15 protein-coding genes and 1 pseudogene are annotated in these 16,350 nt (G+C 63.4%); 5 read left to right on the top strand and 11 right to left on the bottom strand.

Annotated elements, in window-relative coordinates; genetic code table 11:
- Window positions 1-181: 181 nt before the first annotated feature.
- Both ACQR1W_RS06320 and ACQR1W_RS06315 read right to left on the bottom strand, forming a co-directional pair.
- Entirely contained in the window at window positions 182-1,645 is a 1,464-nt protein-coding gene (locus ACQR1W_RS06320) for a hypothetical protein (protein ID WP_434849986.1), read from the bottom strand.
- Between the two features lie 636 nt (window positions 1,646-2,281).
- The gene (locus ACQR1W_RS06315; RefSeq protein ID WP_434849985.1) at window positions 2,282-3,199 is read right to left on the bottom strand and encodes a DUF1127 domain-containing protein; all 918 of its coding nucleotides are present in this window, start codon (window positions 3,197-3,199) and stop codon (window positions 2,282-2,284) included.
- A 159-nt stretch (window positions 3,200-3,358) separates the two neighbouring features.
- Between ACQR1W_RS06315 and ACQR1W_RS06310 the strand changes: the two are divergent.
- Window positions 3,359-3,685 (top strand): annotated as a pseudogene (locus ACQR1W_RS06310) (winged helix-turn-helix domain-containing protein); the annotation flags it as partial.
- 860 nt (window positions 3,686-4,545) lie between these two features.
- Here the strand turns inward: ACQR1W_RS06310 and ACQR1W_RS06305 are convergent.
- The 4 genes from ACQR1W_RS06305 to ACQR1W_RS06290 form a co-directional block, all read right to left on the bottom strand.
- Window positions 4,546-5,025 carry a DUF3237 domain-containing protein gene (locus tag ACQR1W_RS06305; RefSeq protein ID WP_434849984.1) on the bottom strand — a complete coding sequence of 160 codons (480 nt, stop codon included), beginning with the start codon at window positions 5,023-5,025 and terminating at the stop codon, window positions 4,546-4,548.
- On the bottom strand, window positions 5,025-6,344 hold the full coding sequence (locus ACQR1W_RS06300; protein ID WP_008974004.1) for a TRAP transporter large permease: 1,320 nt from the start codon (window positions 6,342-6,344) through the stop codon (window positions 5,025-5,027). The genes ACQR1W_RS06305 and ACQR1W_RS06300 overlap by 1 nt, the downstream gene beginning before the upstream one ends.
- Before the next feature lie 6 nt (window positions 6,345-6,350).
- Window positions 6,351-6,860, bottom strand: a complete 510-nt coding sequence (locus ACQR1W_RS06295; RefSeq protein ID WP_434849983.1) for a TRAP transporter small permease — start codon at window positions 6,858-6,860, stop codon at window positions 6,351-6,353.
- A gap of 207 nt (window positions 6,861-7,067) precedes the next feature.
- The gene (locus tag ACQR1W_RS06290; protein WP_434849982.1) at window positions 7,068-8,084 is read right to left on the bottom strand and encodes a TRAP transporter substrate-binding protein; all 1,017 of its coding nucleotides are present in this window, start codon (window positions 8,082-8,084) and stop codon (window positions 7,068-7,070) included.
- A gap of 404 nt (window positions 8,085-8,488) precedes the next feature.
- On the opposite strand from ACQR1W_RS06290, the gene ACQR1W_RS06285 reads away from it, so the two are divergent.
- Complete coding sequence (locus tag ACQR1W_RS06285) at window positions 8,489-8,908, top strand: PaaI family thioesterase (protein ID WP_434850444.1); 420 nt, start codon at window positions 8,489-8,491, stop codon at window positions 8,906-8,908.
- Window positions 8,909-8,914: 6 nt separating this feature from the next.
- Here ACQR1W_RS06285 and ACQR1W_RS06280 read toward each other — a convergent pair whose 3' ends face one another.
- Window positions 8,915-9,799: a LysR family transcriptional regulator gene (locus tag ACQR1W_RS06280; protein ID WP_434849981.1), complete on the bottom strand. Its 885-nt coding sequence runs from the start codon at window positions 9,797-9,799 to the stop codon at window positions 8,915-8,917.
- Between the two features lie 121 nt (window positions 9,800-9,920).
- Between ACQR1W_RS06280 and ACQR1W_RS06275 the strand changes: the two genes are divergently transcribed.
- Window positions 9,921-10,550, top strand: coding sequence for a pyridoxamine 5'-phosphate oxidase family protein (locus ACQR1W_RS06275; protein WP_434849980.1), 630 nt, complete (start codon window positions 9,921-9,923; stop codon window positions 10,548-10,550).
- Here ACQR1W_RS06275 and ACQR1W_RS06270 read toward each other — a convergent pair whose 3' ends face one another.
- Window positions 10,551-11,279, bottom strand: a complete 729-nt coding sequence (locus tag ACQR1W_RS06270) for a glutathione S-transferase family protein (RefSeq protein WP_434849979.1) — start codon at window positions 11,277-11,279, stop codon at window positions 10,551-10,553.
- Window positions 11,279-11,401, bottom strand: a complete 123-nt coding sequence (locus ACQR1W_RS06265; protein ID WP_434849978.1) for a hypothetical protein — start codon at window positions 11,399-11,401, stop codon at window positions 11,279-11,281. Before ACQR1W_RS06265 ends, ACQR1W_RS06270 begins: the two co-directional genes overlap by 1 nt.
- A gap of 105 nt (window positions 11,402-11,506) precedes the next feature.
- Here ACQR1W_RS06265 and ACQR1W_RS06260 point away from each other — a divergent pair, with 105 nt between their 5' ends.
- A complete protein-coding gene (locus ACQR1W_RS06260; RefSeq protein WP_434849977.1) occupies window positions 11,507-12,205 on the top strand; it encodes a helix-turn-helix transcriptional regulator in 699 nt (232 codons plus the stop codon).
- Window positions 12,198-12,509 carry a YkgJ family cysteine cluster protein gene (locus tag ACQR1W_RS06255; protein WP_434849976.1) on the top strand — a complete coding sequence of 104 codons (312 nt, stop codon included), beginning with the start codon at window positions 12,198-12,200 and terminating at the stop codon, window positions 12,507-12,509. Before ACQR1W_RS06260 ends, ACQR1W_RS06255 begins: the two co-directional genes overlap by 8 nt.
- Window positions 12,510-12,525: 16 nt before the next feature.
- Here ACQR1W_RS06255 and ACQR1W_RS06250 read toward each other — a convergent pair whose 3' ends face one another.
- Entirely contained in the window at window positions 12,526-14,094 is a 1,569-nt protein-coding gene (locus tag ACQR1W_RS06250) for a tetratricopeptide repeat-containing sulfotransferase family protein (protein ID WP_434849975.1), read from the bottom strand.
- Window positions 14,095-14,194: 100 nt separating this feature from the next.
- On the bottom strand, window positions 14,195-16,201 hold the full coding sequence (locus ACQR1W_RS06245) for an alkaline phosphatase family protein (protein WP_434849974.1): 2,007 nt from the start codon (window positions 16,199-16,201) through the stop codon (window positions 14,195-14,197).
- Window positions 16,202-16,350: the final 149 nt, after the last annotated feature.

Below are 16,350 nucleotides of genomic sequence, written 5' to 3'. Positions count from 1 at the left end.
GCTCCGCCGATTGATCCACCCGGCACGATGCTGCCACACCACGACGGGTGCGCTTGTTACCCAGATTACATTTTGCTGATCGCAGGCTCGTTCTTTTCGGACATCACGTCATCGCGATTGCAGTCGGTGGGGCGCCCTGATCTGGCTTCACCGGTGGGAATAGCAGCGCGTTGAGCAGCGTCTACTTCACAGCGCGAACATGCACCACGGCCCAGTCGTTGGCGAACACTCTGTGCCAGCCGTCGAGACGATCGAGCAGCTGCGCGGCGGGTGTCGATGAAAGCAGAAGCGTGGCCTCGATCTTGTTCTCATCGAGAATGCGAAACAGCACGTTGGGATCCTGCAACGATACCGCGTTGAAGTAATCAAGCCCGAACTGCTCGCCGTAGAGTTCGGAACGTCCATCGATGAACGGCGCCATGCCCTTCCAGATCATGTAGCCGCCGAGCGCGTCCTCGTTGAACACCCGCGTCACGTTCTGGGCGCGCAGCGCCGCGATCGCCGGCTGGAACTGCTCATCAGCCGCGAGCCGGATCGGGCGCAGCGCGGCGACGCCGATAATCAGCAACACCGCCGCGACAACCGCCGTGACCGTCGCCACGCTCCGCGCTGCAGGAGCAGCGTCGCTCGGCCCGCCGAACCGATCGGCAAGCGGCGTCAGCAACACCAGGGGCAGCAGCAGCGCGAACACCTCAATGTGGCGGTCATGGCTCAGCGCCATATGCAGCAGTCCGAGCGCGAGGAGGATCCGCGTCGGCGGCAGCATCACGCCAAAGTAAAGCACCGCCGCGATCGCCACCAGCAGGCAGACTTCGAACGTGCTGACTTGCGCGAAGCTGACTGGCCCCCATTCAGAGATCAGCGCCAGCACGCCGCCGAGATCGAGAATCTTCCGGGCCGCGAACAGCGTGTCCCAGCCATAGGGCGTCGCACAGCTGGCGATCAACGCGCCGATGCCAAACAATGCCCATTTGAGTGCGAGCATCTTGCGCCGCGGCGCTTGCGCATTCCACACCGCATCCAAACCGATCGGGGCGACCAGTCCGAGCCCGAGCAGGAAGCTGCCATGAACGTTGGCCCAGAGCGCGAGCAGCGGCAGCAGCCATGGTGACGGCGCGGCGCGACGATCGGCCGCAGCAATGAGGCCGGAGACCCAGGCGACCATCACCGGCATCGCCAGCACATGCGGCCGCGCCAGCAGATGATGCTGCGCCAGCGCGAACGCGACCATCGCCACCACACCGGCGGCGGCGATGGAGGTCCGCGAAGTCAGCACCCGCACCAGCAGCGCGAACGCGGCCGCGATGGCGAGCGCGGACAGCGCGACCACGCCAGGCCATCGCGCCAACTGGTAAGCGGCTGCGAACAGCATCTGCGACAGCCATGACGATGATATCCAGGGCGCACCGGCCTTGGTCCAGGAGTAGATGTCGACATGGGGGACCGCATGCTGCGCAAGGATCCACCCGCCGACCTTGATCTGCCAGAACGTATCGGTGTCGGTGAGCAGGTTGTTGCCCTGGAGCACGACCAGCACGCCAACGATGACAGCGGCCCAGAACCAGGCCGGCACCCGGGCCAGAATCTGGGCGCGGCCGTCCATGAGGCCGCAGCCGCGCGCCCTGTCGACGCTGGTAACGCTCATGGTGAGAACCCTGCCGGACCGCCAAGGGAAGCGCTGGGTACGACGGCGGACGCCTCATGCAAGCAGGCAAGCGGTAATTTTTCGTGAATCGCGGCCTGGCAGCGCCCTGCCCCTGCAGCACCAGATGCACGTTCGACAACCCGTTGGTCGACGTGGCGGACGACAGAGGCGACGAAGAGTTGCTGCATCAGCCAGCGATGGTTTTCCCCATTGGCAGACCAAGCCGTCAGGGCTGTTTTCTTCTGCCGAGTGCCTTTAAGAAAGTCGCGATCACGAATGGTGCCAAAACCAGAAGACAGGCACCAATTGCAAATCCTAGGAAGTCTTGCACCAACGCCTTCGAAAAGAGGATCGGAGAGTAAGAACTATCCCTGAGGCTCCCGAGAAGCTCAACCTTCCCTGTCGTGTACCAGATATAAATTGCCGCGCCATTGTACCCGGCCAAAATGAAGCCAGTTGCGACTATCACCCATATCCCTATTGCAACTGCCCGCCGTGGCGTCATAGGGACAATTCAACACGTCAAAGGTGAAAACCCTCTGAACGCAATCTACGTGGATATCGGCCTTTAGCCAATCGACCGTGGTCGCCACTTCAGAGCTGAGAACAGCTCACATCGGATCCGTGCATGACGTACTAATTGGCCAGTGCTGCGGTCTCCGCAGCGGCGGATGGATTGGGCCGCTCGAATACAAAACGTGATGTCACCGAAATTTCCGCATCGTCGCGGGCCTCCTGGCCGATCAGAATGAGGCCTGCTCCGCCATTGGCGACCGTCAGGATGACCGGTTCACCCGCCGACGTCCTGATCGGCTCCATCCCGATGATCAGAAATTCACCGATCGGTTGATCCATGTACTGAAGCCTCAGTTGTGGACCGATTTCGGCGGGCGCGAGCCGGAAACCCAGCCGTTGTGCGCGCAGATAAATGTCCTTCAAGGGAGCCGTCTCGCCCTTAAAGCCGAGTTCGGTGCCCGAGACAGCAACAAGCTGCACGTCAGCTTTCTTTCCGCTGACAGCAAAATACGGCTGGCCAAGTATATCGGCTGCGGAATTTCCGACGCCGCAACCCATTGCACGCATGGCGCTACGAAGAGCGAGCGAGTCCGTGAACGTTCCTATCGCAATCGTCTTCCACACCGGAACACCGGTAGCCGAGCTGACAGGAACCAGCGATTCCGGTGGCCGCGGAACGGCCTTGAGCGTCGCGTAGTTCCGCAGAACGTCTCGCGCAGTGCATTGAGCTTGGGCGTCATTTGCGAAAGCGAGAATAAGCATCTGACAAAGCAGCAGGACAACGAAGGTAACGCCGCTGTGCCGGCCTGTCGAACGAGGCGGCCTCGCGATACCTTTCTGCGAGGCGACGTAGTCGATCTCGCTACGCGTCGTGCCGATATCCATGAGCTCCCTATCGCTCAGGCCGGACAAGGTCGCCTGTACCATTCGGCGCTCGCGCCATTCCCGATAGGCAACCCGAAATCTCTCGAAAAGCCCGAAGGATATGGCCGGCACGAAGGTGTGTGCCGAGCTGATCGTGTCGTGGGTCTTGCTCATCGCGGTAGCTCCGCCGATTGATCCACCCGACACGATGCTGCCACACCACGACGGGTGCGCTTGTTATCTGGCTTACATTTTCCTTACCGAGGGCTTATTCTTTGAGGGCAGCGCTGCCACACTCTCGGGCGACCGAGGGCAAGCCAGAGGAATGGTGCCATGCGCTATTTCTTCGAGGACTTTGCGTTGGACACCGAACGGCGCGAGTTGCGGCGGGGCGCTGATGTCGTGCCTACGACGCCGCAGGTTCTCGATCTGCTCGCATATCTGATCCTCAGCAGGGATCGCGTCGTCAGCAAGGACGATCTCATCAAAGCGGTTTGGAATGGTCGGATTGTGTCTGACGCGGCGGTGACAACCCGGCTGAACGCCGTTCGACGCGCGATCGGCGACTCCGGCGAACAACAGCGGCTCATCAAGACATTTCCACGCAAGGGCATTCGTTTCGTGAGCGCTGTCCGCGAGGAGGATCGGCACCCAGCAACCGTGGTGGCCTCAGACACACTCGCTGAGCCGTCCGAGCTCGCCGGGTCGGCCGGGAAGACGGCGGTATCCGGCCCTGATCTCTCTCAAAAAGTGGTTAGCAAACAGCACGCGGATGGCTGGCTGCATCACCTCAGAAATCATTTGCGGCTCGTCGGCGGGGCGCTGACATCGATTGCCGCCATCGGCGCAATTGCCGGTGGCCTGATCGGCTATTGGAATGTCTGGAGGACAGTTCGTAGCGACGTCGTTCGGGACGCTCAAAAGATCCAGGGTCAATTCAGGCGCGACATCGCGCCTCGTCTGGCTGTCGTCGTGTTGCCGTTTGCCGACCTCAACAACGATCCGGAGCAGGCCCATCTTGCTGACGCCATCACCGCGGATTTGACGGCCGAGCTCGCGAGGACGCCGGCCAGTTTCGTGGTCGGACGCGAGGCGGCCTTCGCCTACAAGAACAAGCCAATCGACCTGAAGCAGCTCGGGATGGATCTCGGCATCCGCTGGGCCGTACGCGGCGCGGTCAAGCGCAACGGCGACCAGGTGCGGGTCAACGTATCGCTGACCGATCTTCAGAGCGCCCGCGACATCTGGTCAGATCGGTTCGATGGCGACCATGCAAATCCGGCGGTCTTGCGCGACAAAATCACGGCGCGACTTCTCTGCGTTGCCTATCTGCACCTCCGGCAATATGAAGAAGCCGTCGAACCGTGCAGCCGCTCGTTGAATATGACCGGCGTGGACTCTCAACCTTACCCGGATCTGATCTCGGCCTACCGGCCGACAGGGCAGATGGAAAAGGCGCGAGCTGGCCCTGTGGACGGCACATCGTGATCTTACATGGCAGCTTTGTCGCCGCGCGCCGCTCACAGCACTATGTGCACGTCGATGACGACGCGATCGGCGTGGCGCGCGGCGGAGGCGACGAAGATGTGCTGCATCAGCCAGCGATATTTGTCGTGGCCGGTCTCGAACCGCGGGGTGGTGCGGAAATAGATCAGCGCGGGATCGACCGGCTCGCCGCGCTTGAGCTTCTGCAGCAGCTCGACCGGCCCGAAGCGGATGCCGCGGTTCTCGACATAGACGATGGCGCCGTCGTCGGTCTCGAAGGCGTATTTCGCCTCGAGCTCGATCAGCTCGTTGGGACGGATGATCTGGAAGTCGGCACCGAAGCCGCAGACCGTGCCCCAAATGCCTCCGCCATCCAAACCCGGGCCCTTCACCTCGCCGCCTGTGATCGGGATGATCCGCCGGACGCCAGTGCCGATCTCGCCGGCGGAGGTGACATCGCCGATCCGCGCGGTGATGGTGAAAACGTATTTCGTCTGAAGCGTGGGTGTCGACATCAGCGCGCCATCATCTGTTGCGGCAGCCAGGTGGCGAGCAGCGGGAAGGCGATCAGGATCACCAGCCGGACCAGGTCGGTGGCGACGAACGGCAGCACGCCCTTGAAGATCGTCGCGAAGGAGACGTCCTTCACCACGCTCTTGATCACGAACACGTTCATGCCGACCGGCGGATGGATCAGCCCGAGCTCGACCGTCATCACGATGATGACGCCGAACCAGATCGGGTCGAAGCCGAGATGCTGGATCACCGGGAAGATGATCGGCACCGTCAGGATGATCATCGCCATGGCATCCATCAGGCAGCCCAGCACGAGATACATCACCATGATCAGCGCCAGCACGCCGTAGGGCCCGAGCCCCAGGCCGGTGAGGAATTCGGTGACCTTCTGCGGGGTCTGCGTGACTGTGAGGAAGTAGCCGAAGATCAGGGCGCCGATCAGCACGGTGAAGACGGCGGCCGCGGTTCGCGTGGCCTGCAGCAGCGAGGCCAGGATCTTCTCCTTGTCGAGCCGGCCGGTGACGAGGCCGATGATGAAGGCGCCGGTGGCGCCGACGCCGCCCGCCTCGGTGGGCGTGAAGCGCGGCAGGAACGGCAGGCCATAGAGCCCGCCGATCACGAACAGGAACAGCAGCACCGGCGCCCAGATGTCGCGCAGGCCCGCGAAGCGCTTGCGCCAGGGCAGCGGCTCGCCTTTCGGGAGGAAGCCAGGGGCGACGCGGCCGATCACCGCGATGGTGATCATGTACATGCTCATTGCGAGCAGACCCGGGATGATGCCCGCGATGAACAGCTTGCCGATGTCCTGCTCGGTGATGATGCCGTAGACCGCAAGCACCGTGGAGGGCGGCAGCATCGCGCCCAGGGTGCCGCCGGCGGCGATCACGCCGGTGGCGAAGGATTGCGGATAGCCGAAGCGGCGCATCTCCGGATAGGCGACGGCGGAGAAGGTGGCGGCGGTCGCGACCGACGAGCCGCAGATCGCGGCAAAGCCGCCGCAGGCGGCGACGGTGGCGATGCCGAGGCCACCGCGCATATGCCCGACGAAGCCGTTGGCGGCGCGGAACAGCTCGCGGCTCATGCCGGAATTGGAGACGAAGGTCCCCATCAGCAGGAACATCGGGATCACGCCGAAGGTGTAGTCCGTCACCGTGCGCATCGATGTCTGGCCGACCAGCTTCAGCGCGGCAGGACCCGAGACGAGATAACCGAAACCGGACACGCCGACGAGGCCCATCGCCATGCCGACCGGCACGCGCAACAGCATCAGCGCAAACAACGACACGAAGCCGATGACGGCGACCGCATCCGTGCTCATCAAAGGCTACTCCGTGACCTTGACTTTGGGTTCATGGATCTCCTCGGGATGGAAGATCAGTCGATAGGTTCTGATTGCGATCAGCAGCACCGCCGAGACGTCGCCGATCCAGGCGATCGCGAAGAACGGCCAGGTCGGCATGTGCAGATCGAACGTCAGCACGTTGTCGCGATAGGTGCCGCGCACCTTGTCGAACAGCGTGTAGGTCTGCACCGTGACGACGAACAGCAGCACCAGCGTCGCGAAGATGTCGATCCAGCGCTGATAGCGCGGCCCGACATTACCCCAGATGAGGTCCACCGTGATGTGGGTGCCACGATAGGAGGTTGCGGCAATGCCCCAGAAGATGAGGATGCCGAGCAGCATGCGGCCGATATCGAAGGAATCCGGGATCGAGTAGTTCAGCGTATTGCGCAACAGCACCGACAGGAAGATGTCGAGCGCGACGATGCCGACGAAGAACGCCGCGATCCACTCGATCCCGTCGATGATGCGATCCATGACAGCGCGATTCATGGGGCCTCTATCCATACGTTAGGCACACACATCCTCGAGATCATGAGTAAGCTGTTGCGCAGCTGGCGGTAGGCTCCCTCGCCCCGCTTGCGGGGAGAGGGTTGGGGCGAGGTTACACCCAGCATGCGGCGAGATCTGTGCATGCTGCTAGCATCCAAAAGGACAACAGCAGGCGTCCACGCCCACCATCGCCGCGATGTATGGAGGCTATTGCGCCAGCGCGTTGTACTTGGCGAGCGAGGCCTTCAGCTCGGCCATCGCCGCGTCGGCATCGATGCCGGTCTTCTTGACGCCCTCCGCCCAGGTCTTGAACAGCGGCTCCGCGGCCTTCTTCCACTGCGCGGTCTGTTCCGGCGTCAGCTTGTAGACCTCCTGGCCTGGCTCCGCCTTGATCTTGTCGACGCCGGCATCCTCGAATTTGCCCCAGGGCTCGCCGACCTTGCCGGCCATCTCGGGGGTGCAGTTGTCGTCGATCGCCTTCTTCTGGCGATCGGACATCTCGTTGTACTTGTCCTTGTTCATCACGAAGACGAAGGTCGTGACATAGAGCGGCGCGTCCATGTGGTACTTCGTGACCTTGTCGACGCCGAACAGCACCAGCGAGCCCGCCGGGAAGGTGACGCCATCGGCGACGCCGCGCTCGATGATGTCGCGCACCTCAGGGGCCGAGGACTGCACATTGGTGCCGCCGAGCTGGGTGACGAAGTTAGCAATCGTCGCATCCGCCGGGCGGATCTTCATGCCCTTGACGTCCTCCGGCACCACGACCTTCTTGGTGCGGGTGTGGAACGACGACGGCGTATGGACGAAGGCAAGACAGTATTTGACGTCCTTCATCTCCTTGTCGGCATATTTGCGATACCAGGCATCGAGCCCCTCCGAGCCGCCCTTGGCGTCGGAGACCAGGAACGGCAGTTCGCCGGCGCCGATGATCGGGAAGCGGCCCGGCTGATAGCCGGGATTGACGTAGGTGACGTCAGCGATGCCGTCGCGCGCCATGTCGTAATGGTCGAACGCCTTGCCGAGCTGCTGCGCAGGGAACACCTTGGACTTGATGGTGCCGCCGGAGGCCTTTTCGACCGCGGCCGCCCAGTCCTCGAGCGCCTTCTGCAGCGGATGGCTGGCCGGCACCCAATGTGAAATCTTCAGATCGAAGGTTTTTTCCTGCCCAAACGCGGGCGTCACGGCGGCTGCAAGCCACAACGCCAGAAGCGTCTTCCTCATCGAGATCGTCTCCCTGTACCGAGCCTCCGCGGGCCCTTTGGTTCATTGTTATATGATATAACCATCATTGCAAGCGTCGCGGCGCCGCACGCGACCGCCTGCCGAAACCAAGCCTATAGCATCAGCAGATGCAAATATTGCGAGTTGCAGGCGCAACCGCAGGCTTGACCGGCGCGGAATTGACCCTCGCGACCCGGCTGCCGGAATATCGAGACCGCATCGCCTTCGTTCCGGACAACCGTCGGTACTCGCGCAGCATAGCCCAAAGCTGGAAGGTGACGCGCGCAATCCAAGACGATTGCAGCATTTCAAAGCGAAAACGCGGTTTAAAACTTTGTAGGCAGTGCAAACCGCGTGCGCATGACGTTCAATGGCCGCGCCCCGGAAAACCACGGACGACGCGCATGAGCCTTGAAACCATTCCGCCCGGATTCGAGCCGCATTTCCGCAAGAGCCCGTTCACCGATCCCTGGGAGCCCCTTTATGCGAAGAAGACAGAGAAGGCGGTGATCATCGGTCTGCGCTTGGCAACGCCGCACACCAATGCGCGCGGCCTCATTCATGGCGGGCTGATTGCCGCGCTCGCCGACAATGCGATGGGCTACAGCTGCGCCCAGGCGCTTGGCTGGGAGGTGTCGCTGGTGACGATCAACCTGTCCGTCGACTATGTCGGCAACGCAAAAATCGGACAATGGCTCGCGGTCGAGAGCGACGTGATCAAGACGGGCAGCACGATCTGCTTCGCGCAGAGCCTTGTCGAAGCCGATGACGCCGTGATCGCGCGCGCCAACGGCACCTTTCGCGTGGTGCCGAAACAGCAGTGACGATGCTTAATCGAAACGCCAGTCGCAGGTCTCGGTGACGAGGTCGACAAAGGCGCGGACCTTCGCGGACAACAGCCGCGAGGTCGGATAGATGATGTGGATCGGCAGCCGGGGCTGCTCGAACTTCGCCAGCACGATTTTGAGCCGACCGCGCCGGATCGCATCCGCGGCCTGATAGGCGAGGACGCGGGTCAGACCGCCACCGGCCTCGGCATATTGGACGGCCACGTCGGCATTGTTGGTGACGAAGCGCGGTGCGGTCGCGATCCGCAGCTCATGGCCGTCTTTCACAAAGCGCCAGTCGGACGCCGGTCCGAACTGGATGATCTGGTGCGCTGCAAGCCCGTCGGGCGACCGCGGCTCGCCATGCGCTTTCAGATAGGCCGGCGCGCCGACGACGATCCGCCGCATCTCGCCCACCTGCCGAGCAACCAGCGTGGAATCCGGCAGATGGCCGACGCGCACGGCGAGGTCAACGCCATCCTCGACCAGATTGATGATGCGATCCTCGAGCCGCAGCTCGCCTGAGACCTCCGGATAACGCTGCAGATATGCGGTGACAACCGGACCGACATGAAGCCGGCCGAAGCCGACCGGCGCCGACACCACCAACCGGCCGCTCGGCTTTTGCCGCTCACCCTCGGCGGCGAGCTCGGCCTCCTCGATATCGGCGAGGATGCGCCGGGCACGCTCCAGATAGCGGGTGCCGGCGTCGGTCAGCGCCACCGAGCGCGTGGTCCGCTGCAACAGCCTGGCGCCGAGATGCTCCTCGAGCGCCGCCACCAGCCGGGTCACGGCCGACGGCGACAGCTTCAGCTTTCGGGCCGCCGGCGCAAAGCCGTTGAGCTCGGCCACCGTCACGAAGGCTTCCATGGCGTCGATGCGGTCCATGGAGATTATTGCATAATGAGCAATGATGAAGTGTCAATCCGCCAGATTGTTTCGACACGCTTGAAGGCGCACATCGAGGCGGCAGGTAGCCCATGGCGCGCCTGCATCAGGGAGCATCCCGATGGCCGATACCCTCATTTACCCGAGCGACGTCGCCTTCTCGCCGGCCGTCAAGGCGATCCAATCGCGCAAGGGCTCGCGCGAGGCCTATGCCCATGTCGAGCAGGACCGCGGCTGGCGGACCGAGATCGATCCCGATTTGGCGGCATTCCTGGCTCAGACCACGAGCTTCTATCTGGCGACGGCCTCGGCCGACGGTCAGCCTTACATCCAGCATCGCGGCGGACCTGCCGGCTTCCTCAAGGCGCTCGATACGCGCACGCTGGCGTTTGCGGACTACAGCGGCAACCGCCAATACATCAGCCAAGGCAATCTGTCGGAAAACTCGAAGGCGCAGATCTTCATCATGGATTACGCGCACCGCCGGCGCGTCAAGATCTGGGGCGAGGCGCGCGTGGTCGAAGACGATCCGGCACTGACGCGCTCGCTGATGCCGCAGGGTTACAGGGCGCGTCCCGAGCAGGTGATCCTGTTCACGATCACGGCCTGGGACACCAATTGCCCGCAGCACATCCCGCAGAAATTCGATGCGGCCGACGTCGCGGCAGCGCTGGCCGCGCGCGACGGCAGGATCGCCGAGCTCGAGGCCGAGCTCGCCCGGCTGAAGGGCGAGCCGGCCGCAACGGTCTGATCAGGCGGCTTCCGCCGCAGTGCTCCACGCAAACTCCGGATAATACTGCACCATCATGCGGTCGACATAGGCGACGAGATTGCCGAAAGTCTCGACGCGGCGGCGCAGGTCCGATTCGAAGAACGGCGTCAGGATGCCTGCGAGCACCGCAAATGCGGTCGCGTCGGTGCCGCAGGGCCTGTCTCCCATCAGATAGGGCTTGTCGCCGAGTTGGACCGCGAGCGCGCGCACCGAACGGACCGCGAGCTCGATATCATCGCCGGGCGCGTGGCGGCCGAGCCCGGAGATCAGGTAGTTCTCGGCGACGCGGAACTGCGCGTCCTCGCGCAACCGCTCGCGCTTGTCGTCAGGCGCGCCGTCGAAGAAGTGCGACGGCCCCTTGGCAAAATTCACCGGATCGACCCAGCGGGCGCCGACCAGCGCGAAATAGAGATGATGCTCGATCATGCGCTCGCAGGCCCAGGCCTGCGCGCGCGCCTCCAGACCGTAGCCGTCGTCGAAGTCGACCCCGTATTTGCGCTCCAGATGCGCCCGAATGAAGGTCGAATCCGCGATCAGCTCGCCGTCGTCCTCGATGAAAGGCAACTGACCCTTCGGCGAGGCCGGCGGCATCGCCCGCTGTTTGCGATAAGCGAGCCCGGCCATCTTCAACTGGACCTCCGTCTTGGTGGCGAAGGGGCTGATCTCCGGCAGGCCGAACCCGGTACCCAGGCCAAACAGCGTAATCATCAGATCGCTCCCGATTTCTTCAACAGGCGGCGGACGCTATCGAGACCCTGCTGCCACCATGGTGTCAGCAGCGGCAGTAGCGCGGTCCAAAACCCATAGGCATAAAGCACCATCATCGACATCACCCCTTCAATTGCAGCGTTGCCCCGGTATAAAACCCGGCTGCTGCCAACATGCTGTCAGCATCAGGGAGCCGGCTGTCGTCAGGGAGCCGGCAGGACGAGATCATGAGACGCGCCGACCGGCTTTTTCAGATCATCCAGGTGCTGCGGCGAACGCGAAACCCGCTGACGGCGGACGCGATCGCGGCCGAGCTGGAGACCTCGAAGCGCACCATCTATCGCGATATCGCCACCCTGATCGGCCAGCGGGTGCCGATCCGCGGCGAAGCAGGCATGGGCTATATCCTGGAGAAGGGCTTCGACCTGCCGCCCTTGATGCTGACACCGGACGAGATCGAGGCGGCCGTGCTCGGGGCACAATGGGTGGTCGGACACGCCGATCCGGTGCTCGCCCGCGCCGCCGAGGACCTGATGGCGAAAATTGCCGACACGGTTCCCGAACGGCTGCGGCCATTCGTGCTGGAACCTGCAAGCCGGGCGCGGGCACCCTGGGCGCGCGAACCGGACCGGATCGATATGGCGCGCACGCGTGCCCAGATTCACGAAGGCAAGAAGATCAGCTTGCGCTATCGCGACGAGCAGGGACGGGACAGCGAGCGCACGATCTGGCCGATCGCGATCGGCTATCATGAGGCGGTGCGCATCCTGGCCGCCTGGTGCGAGCTGCGGCACGACTTCCGCAGCTTCCGCACCGACCGCGTGATCGAGGCGGACTATCTTGACGAAAGATATCCGGAAAGGCGCGAGGCCTTGCGCGCGAAGTGGCGACGCAGCCTGGTCTGGGAGGCACCGAAGGATGTCTGACCTGCTCCCGCCCGACGCCAATCCGTGCCAGACCTGCGGCGCCTGCTGCGCCTATTCCGCGAACTGGCCGCGCTTCACCGTCGAAGAGGATGCCGATCTCGAGCTGATTCCGGCCGAACTCGTCAACGACAGGCTATCGGGAATGCGCTGCGAGGGCGATCGCTGTTCGGCGCTGAAGGGCGAGATCGGCAAGGCCACAGCCTGCGGCATCTATGCGCTGCGGCCGGAGGTGTGCCGGACCTGCATGCCCGGCGACCCCGAATGCGCCATGGCGCGCCGCAGATACGGCTTGCCAGTGCTCTGACGACTGCGCGACTGCGTCAGGGCAGCTCCGACGGTGGAAGCTCGCGTGCCAGCCGCTCGCGCAACGGCGCAAGACGGTCGGCGTGATGTCGCCACTTGCCGATCGAGGACGCATAGATCGGTCGACGCACCTGCACGGCGCTAGCGGTCGCTGACGGCGCCTTGCTCTGATGAAACTGCAGCACCTCGTCGTCCCAGGTCAGACCGACGAAATCGATCAGGCGGCGGCTGACGGCCGCGTGGTCATTGATGATGTCCTCGTAGTGTACCTCCAGCAGCCTGTCCGCAGGCAACGTCGCCCTCCAATGCTGGGAGAGCCGCCGGAACGCCAGAACATAGTCGGCCAGTTGCAGCTGATCGTAAGAGAACTGAAACTTGCCCTGGAAATGCGCCTTGTACATTGCCCAGCCTACGTCGAGCGGATGCCGCTGCACCAGGATGATCTTCGCGTCGGGCAGCGCAGCGTGGATCAGCCCGCAATACAGATAGTTCTCCAGCGTCTTGTCGACGACGCGTGTTCCGCCGCCCTGGTCCAGGGCAGCCGCCGTTTCCCAATAGCGGCGACCGAGCTCGGCCGGATCGGGTCGTACGCCGGCCGACATCGCCCGCTTCAGCTCGGCCGCAAACGCGCCGGTTTCGCCGACCGAGCTCATGGCGGGATGGCTGGAGATGATGCGTTCGACGAGCGTCGTCCCGGTGCGTGGCAGCCCCGTGACGAACACCGGAGCAGCCCCTGCGTAACCGGGCGGCGCCTGCGCGATCCATTCGCGCGTGTGCGTACGGATGATGTGCTCGATCTCGGCCAGGCCAGAAGCGGGATCGGTATTGGCCGAAACACGCTGCAGATCGCATCCCGCCTGGATGTGCGCGAAGGCGCGGTCGTGCTGATCGAGATCTTCGCATTCCTTGCCCAACGCGAAGCGCAGCAGAATCTCGCTGGACGGGGCCAAGCGGCGCTCTCCCAGAAGCGCTTCCATCTCCGCGACATGGTTGCGTTCGGAAGTCTGAATCCGCAGATCGCTTCGCAAGTAGTGCGCCAGCGCATAGCCACGGTCGCGCGCAATGGCAGCATTGCAATGCCGTTCCGCATCGTCGAGCGCGCCGACCATGCGCTCGGCGGCAGCAAGATTGAACAGATATTGCGGCACGTCAGGCCGAAGCCCGACGGCCCGCGCAAACAGGATCATCGCGCGGTGGTGCCGGCCAAGCAGGCCGAACATGGCGCCGACGGCGTCGAGGGCCTCGGCCGCATCGCCGACACGCTGCGCCGCCGCTTCCGCCGTCTGCAAGGCCGCCCGAGGATCGCCGCTGAGGAACAGGCATTTCGCGCGCAGCGCAAGCGCAATCGGGTCGTCGGGCGCGGAGGCGAGGGCGCGGTCGGCGCAAACGATCGCCGCATCATGACGGCCGCGCTGCAAAGCAGTTTCGGTGAGCAGCGACCAGGCATCGTAATCCCCGGGGTTTGCCGCCACGATTTGCGCGCAGATCCGCTCCGCGGTCCCGACATCCCCGGTCCGAAACGCAGATCGTGCAGCTTCGATGGCTGCCGATCGCGACGATGCTCCGGTGCGTGTTCGCAAATCCATCTCACGCGACGGCTGACGGCCGTCCCCCTCAAATGCGCTTGGCGGCCCCGAACGGAGCCGCCAAACAAAGCCCATATTGGACCACGCCGATCAAGCCGGTTCAGTGATCGTCACGATCGCCGAAATTGAAGCTTGCGAACAGATCGCCGAGCGCCGGACGGTTCTGCGGAACGTAAGGGTTCTCGAACGAGCCCTTCGGGTTCGGCAGGTTGTCGCGGCTGCGCGAGGAGATCTTCGGCAGGTCCCAGTTGCGCTCGATGAACTTCGCGATCGAGGCGTGATCGGCATATTCATGCGAGACATGACCGCCGGTCGAGTACTTCGAGACCAGGATCATCGGGATGCGGGTGCCGTCGCCGAAATAATCGACGGGCTGAACGTAGCCGGAGTCGTAGTAGCCGCCGCCCTCGTCCACCGTGAGCAGGATCGCGGTGGATTCCCAGAGCTCCTCGTTGGCCTGGACCTTCTCGATGATGTTCTGCGCAAAGGACTCGAGCAGATCGATCTTCGACGACGCCGGGTGACCGTCGTTGAAGGTCGACGGCTTGACCCACGACACCGCCGGCAGCTTGCCCTTGGCAATCGAGTCATAGAGATCATTGGTGTCGGCGAGGTGATCCTCCCGCTGCTCGGCATGGGTCATGATCGATGCCGAGTAGAGGAACGGATTGCAGATGTTGCAATAGAGATAGGCGAGCGGCGCGATCGCCGGGTTGAGGCCGAGGCCGGGCGCGGTCTTGAAGTCGTTCCAGCGCTCGCCGAAATAGGCCCAGGAGACCTTGGCTTCGTTGAGCACGTCGCCGATGTGCTTCTGGCTCTTGACCGGCGGCAGCGTGAACGGACCGTTGTTGGTCGGATCAGTGACACCGGCGCCGATATAGGCCGGAACGTAGTTGTTGAGGAGGTAGTAGCTCGACGGTGCGCAGTTCGCCGAAACCTTGATGCCCTTGAGGTAGGCCGTGATCGGGGCGACGCCCGGCTGGGTCTGGTCGGAGCAGTTGGTGTAGCTGCCGCCACTATAGCCGTCGTTGATGTACCAGTTGTTGGTACCGGCCAGCGGATTGGGATTCTCGATCTGGTTCGCCGGCGGGGTCGCCGGATTGCCGCTGTCGTCCTCATAATAGAGTGCGTCGGCATAGCCGAACATCATCTGGTTGGCGAAGGTGCCGCCCATCACCGGCTGATGATAGTTGTCGAGCAGGGTGTATTCGCGGGCGAGCTTGGTCAGATAGGGCGCGTCGCCCTTGGCGACGTTGTAGAAGCCCATCGCGATGTTGCCCTCAGTCAACGCATGCGGCTGGCCGCCATTGGCGCCGGACGACACGGTTTCCTCGACCCAGGGGAACAGATCGGCCTGACAGCCGCTCGGATTGCCATGCGTTGCCTTGGACACGTCGCAGTCGAGCTGCTGCCACATCTGATAGAAGCGATGCACCGGGCTGCCGCCATAGGTGTCGAACAGGCTGCCGCCCTGCCCCGTCACCAGCGGATAAGGACCGTTCGGCAGGTTGCTATAGTTGGCAATCCGCGAATCCGGCGAGCCGCCGGGCAGACCGGTCGCGCCTGTCGTGATCAGCGCCAGGTTGGCGATGCTGTAATGGGCGCCATTGTCATCGCTCTCGGCCTGCTTGGCCAGTGCGGGCGTCGCCACGCAACCCGGCCCGTTCACGGCGGCGGTCTTGACATCGGTGTAGCAGGTCTGCGGCGCGTAGGAGGTGCCGGGCGCCTGCAGCTTGTTGCTGGTCTGGTTGTAGGGCGTCTTGTTGCCGGGCGACTGCGTGAAGACATTGGTGTCCTGCGCCGCGAACTGGGCCGCCTTGGCATAGTTCGGACCCGGCGTGCCATCCTTGTTGATGATGCCCTTCGACAGCAGGTTGTCGACCGTCTCGCCCCAGCGCGGTTCATAGGTGGCGAACACGTGATCGAAGGTGCGATTTTCGCCCATGATCACGATCACATGCTTGATCGGGCTCCTGGTCTTGTGGTCGTTGACTTTGGGTCCGCCAAGATCGGCATCGATCGCGTGGGCGTTGCCTCCCATCAGGGAGATAATGGCTGCGGTGATCACAGTGCGATCACGCATCTGTTTCGTCAGCTGCTTCAGCATCGAGTCCTCGTGCAGATCGATAGGGGGTGCGGGGAAAGCGGGCGGCGCAGGGCGCGCCGCGTTTCAAATCGGTTACGCTCTGTTGCAGAACGTTGCGACGCTAAGCCGCACTCATGTCAGCCTGACTGCGGGAATATGTCGCATTGATT

Origin of the sequence: Bradyrhizobium sp. HKCCYLS1011, assembly GCF_051167795.1 — a bacterium.
Lineage (GTDB): Bacteria > Pseudomonadota > Alphaproteobacteria > Rhizobiales > Xanthobacteraceae > Bradyrhizobium.
This window is presented reverse-complemented; position numbering and strand designations above follow the sequence as displayed.

Excerpts from the sequence above, each read along its gene's own strand:
- ACQR1W_RS06320 (WP_434849986.1), bottom strand. The coding sequence starts at position 1,645 with ATGAGCGTTACCAGCGTCGACAGGGCGCGCGGCTGCGGCCTCATGGAC.
- ACQR1W_RS06315 (WP_434849985.1), bottom strand. The coding sequence starts at position 3,199 with ATGAGCAAGACCCACGACACGATCAGCTCGGCACACACCTTCGTGCCG.
- ACQR1W_RS06305 (WP_434849984.1), bottom strand. The coding sequence starts at position 5,025 with ATGTCGACACCCACGCTTCAGACGAAATACGTTTTCACCATCACCGCG.
- ACQR1W_RS06300 (WP_008974004.1), bottom strand. The coding sequence starts at position 6,344 with ATGAGCACGGATGCGGTCGCCGTCATCGGCTTCGTGTCGTTGTTTGCG.
- ACQR1W_RS06295 (WP_434849983.1), bottom strand. The coding sequence starts at position 6,860 with ATGAATCGCGCTGTCATGGATCGCATCATCGACGGGATCGAGTGGATC.
- ACQR1W_RS06290 (WP_434849982.1), bottom strand. The coding sequence starts at position 8,084 with ATGAGGAAGACGCTTCTGGCGTTGTGGCTTGCAGCCGCCGTGACGCCC.
- ACQR1W_RS06285 (WP_434850444.1), top strand. The coding sequence starts at position 8,489 with ATGAGCCTTGAAACCATTCCGCCCGGATTCGAGCCGCATTTCCGCAAG.
- ACQR1W_RS06280 (WP_434849981.1), bottom strand. The coding sequence starts at position 9,799 with ATGGACCGCATCGACGCCATGGAAGCCTTCGTGACGGTGGCCGAGCTC.
- ACQR1W_RS06275 (WP_434849980.1), top strand. The coding sequence starts at position 9,921 with ATGGCCGATACCCTCATTTACCCGAGCGACGTCGCCTTCTCGCCGGCC.
- ACQR1W_RS06270 (WP_434849979.1), bottom strand. The coding sequence starts at position 11,279 with ATGATTACGCTGTTTGGCCTGGGTACCGGGTTCGGCCTGCCGGAGATC.
- ACQR1W_RS06265 (WP_434849978.1), bottom strand. The coding sequence starts at position 11,401 with ATGTCGATGATGGTGCTTTATGCCTATGGGTTTTGGACCGCGCTACTG.
- ACQR1W_RS06260 (WP_434849977.1), top strand. The coding sequence starts at position 11,507 with ATGAGACGCGCCGACCGGCTTTTTCAGATCATCCAGGTGCTGCGGCGA.
- ACQR1W_RS06255 (WP_434849976.1), top strand. The coding sequence starts at position 12,198 with ATGTCTGACCTGCTCCCGCCCGACGCCAATCCGTGCCAGACCTGCGGC.
- ACQR1W_RS06250 (WP_434849975.1), bottom strand. The coding sequence starts at position 14,094 with ATGGATTTGCGAACACGCACCGGAGCATCGTCGCGATCGGCAGCCATC.
- ACQR1W_RS06245 (WP_434849974.1), bottom strand. The coding sequence starts at position 16,201 with ATGCTGAAGCAGCTGACGAAACAGATGCGTGATCGCACTGTGATCACC.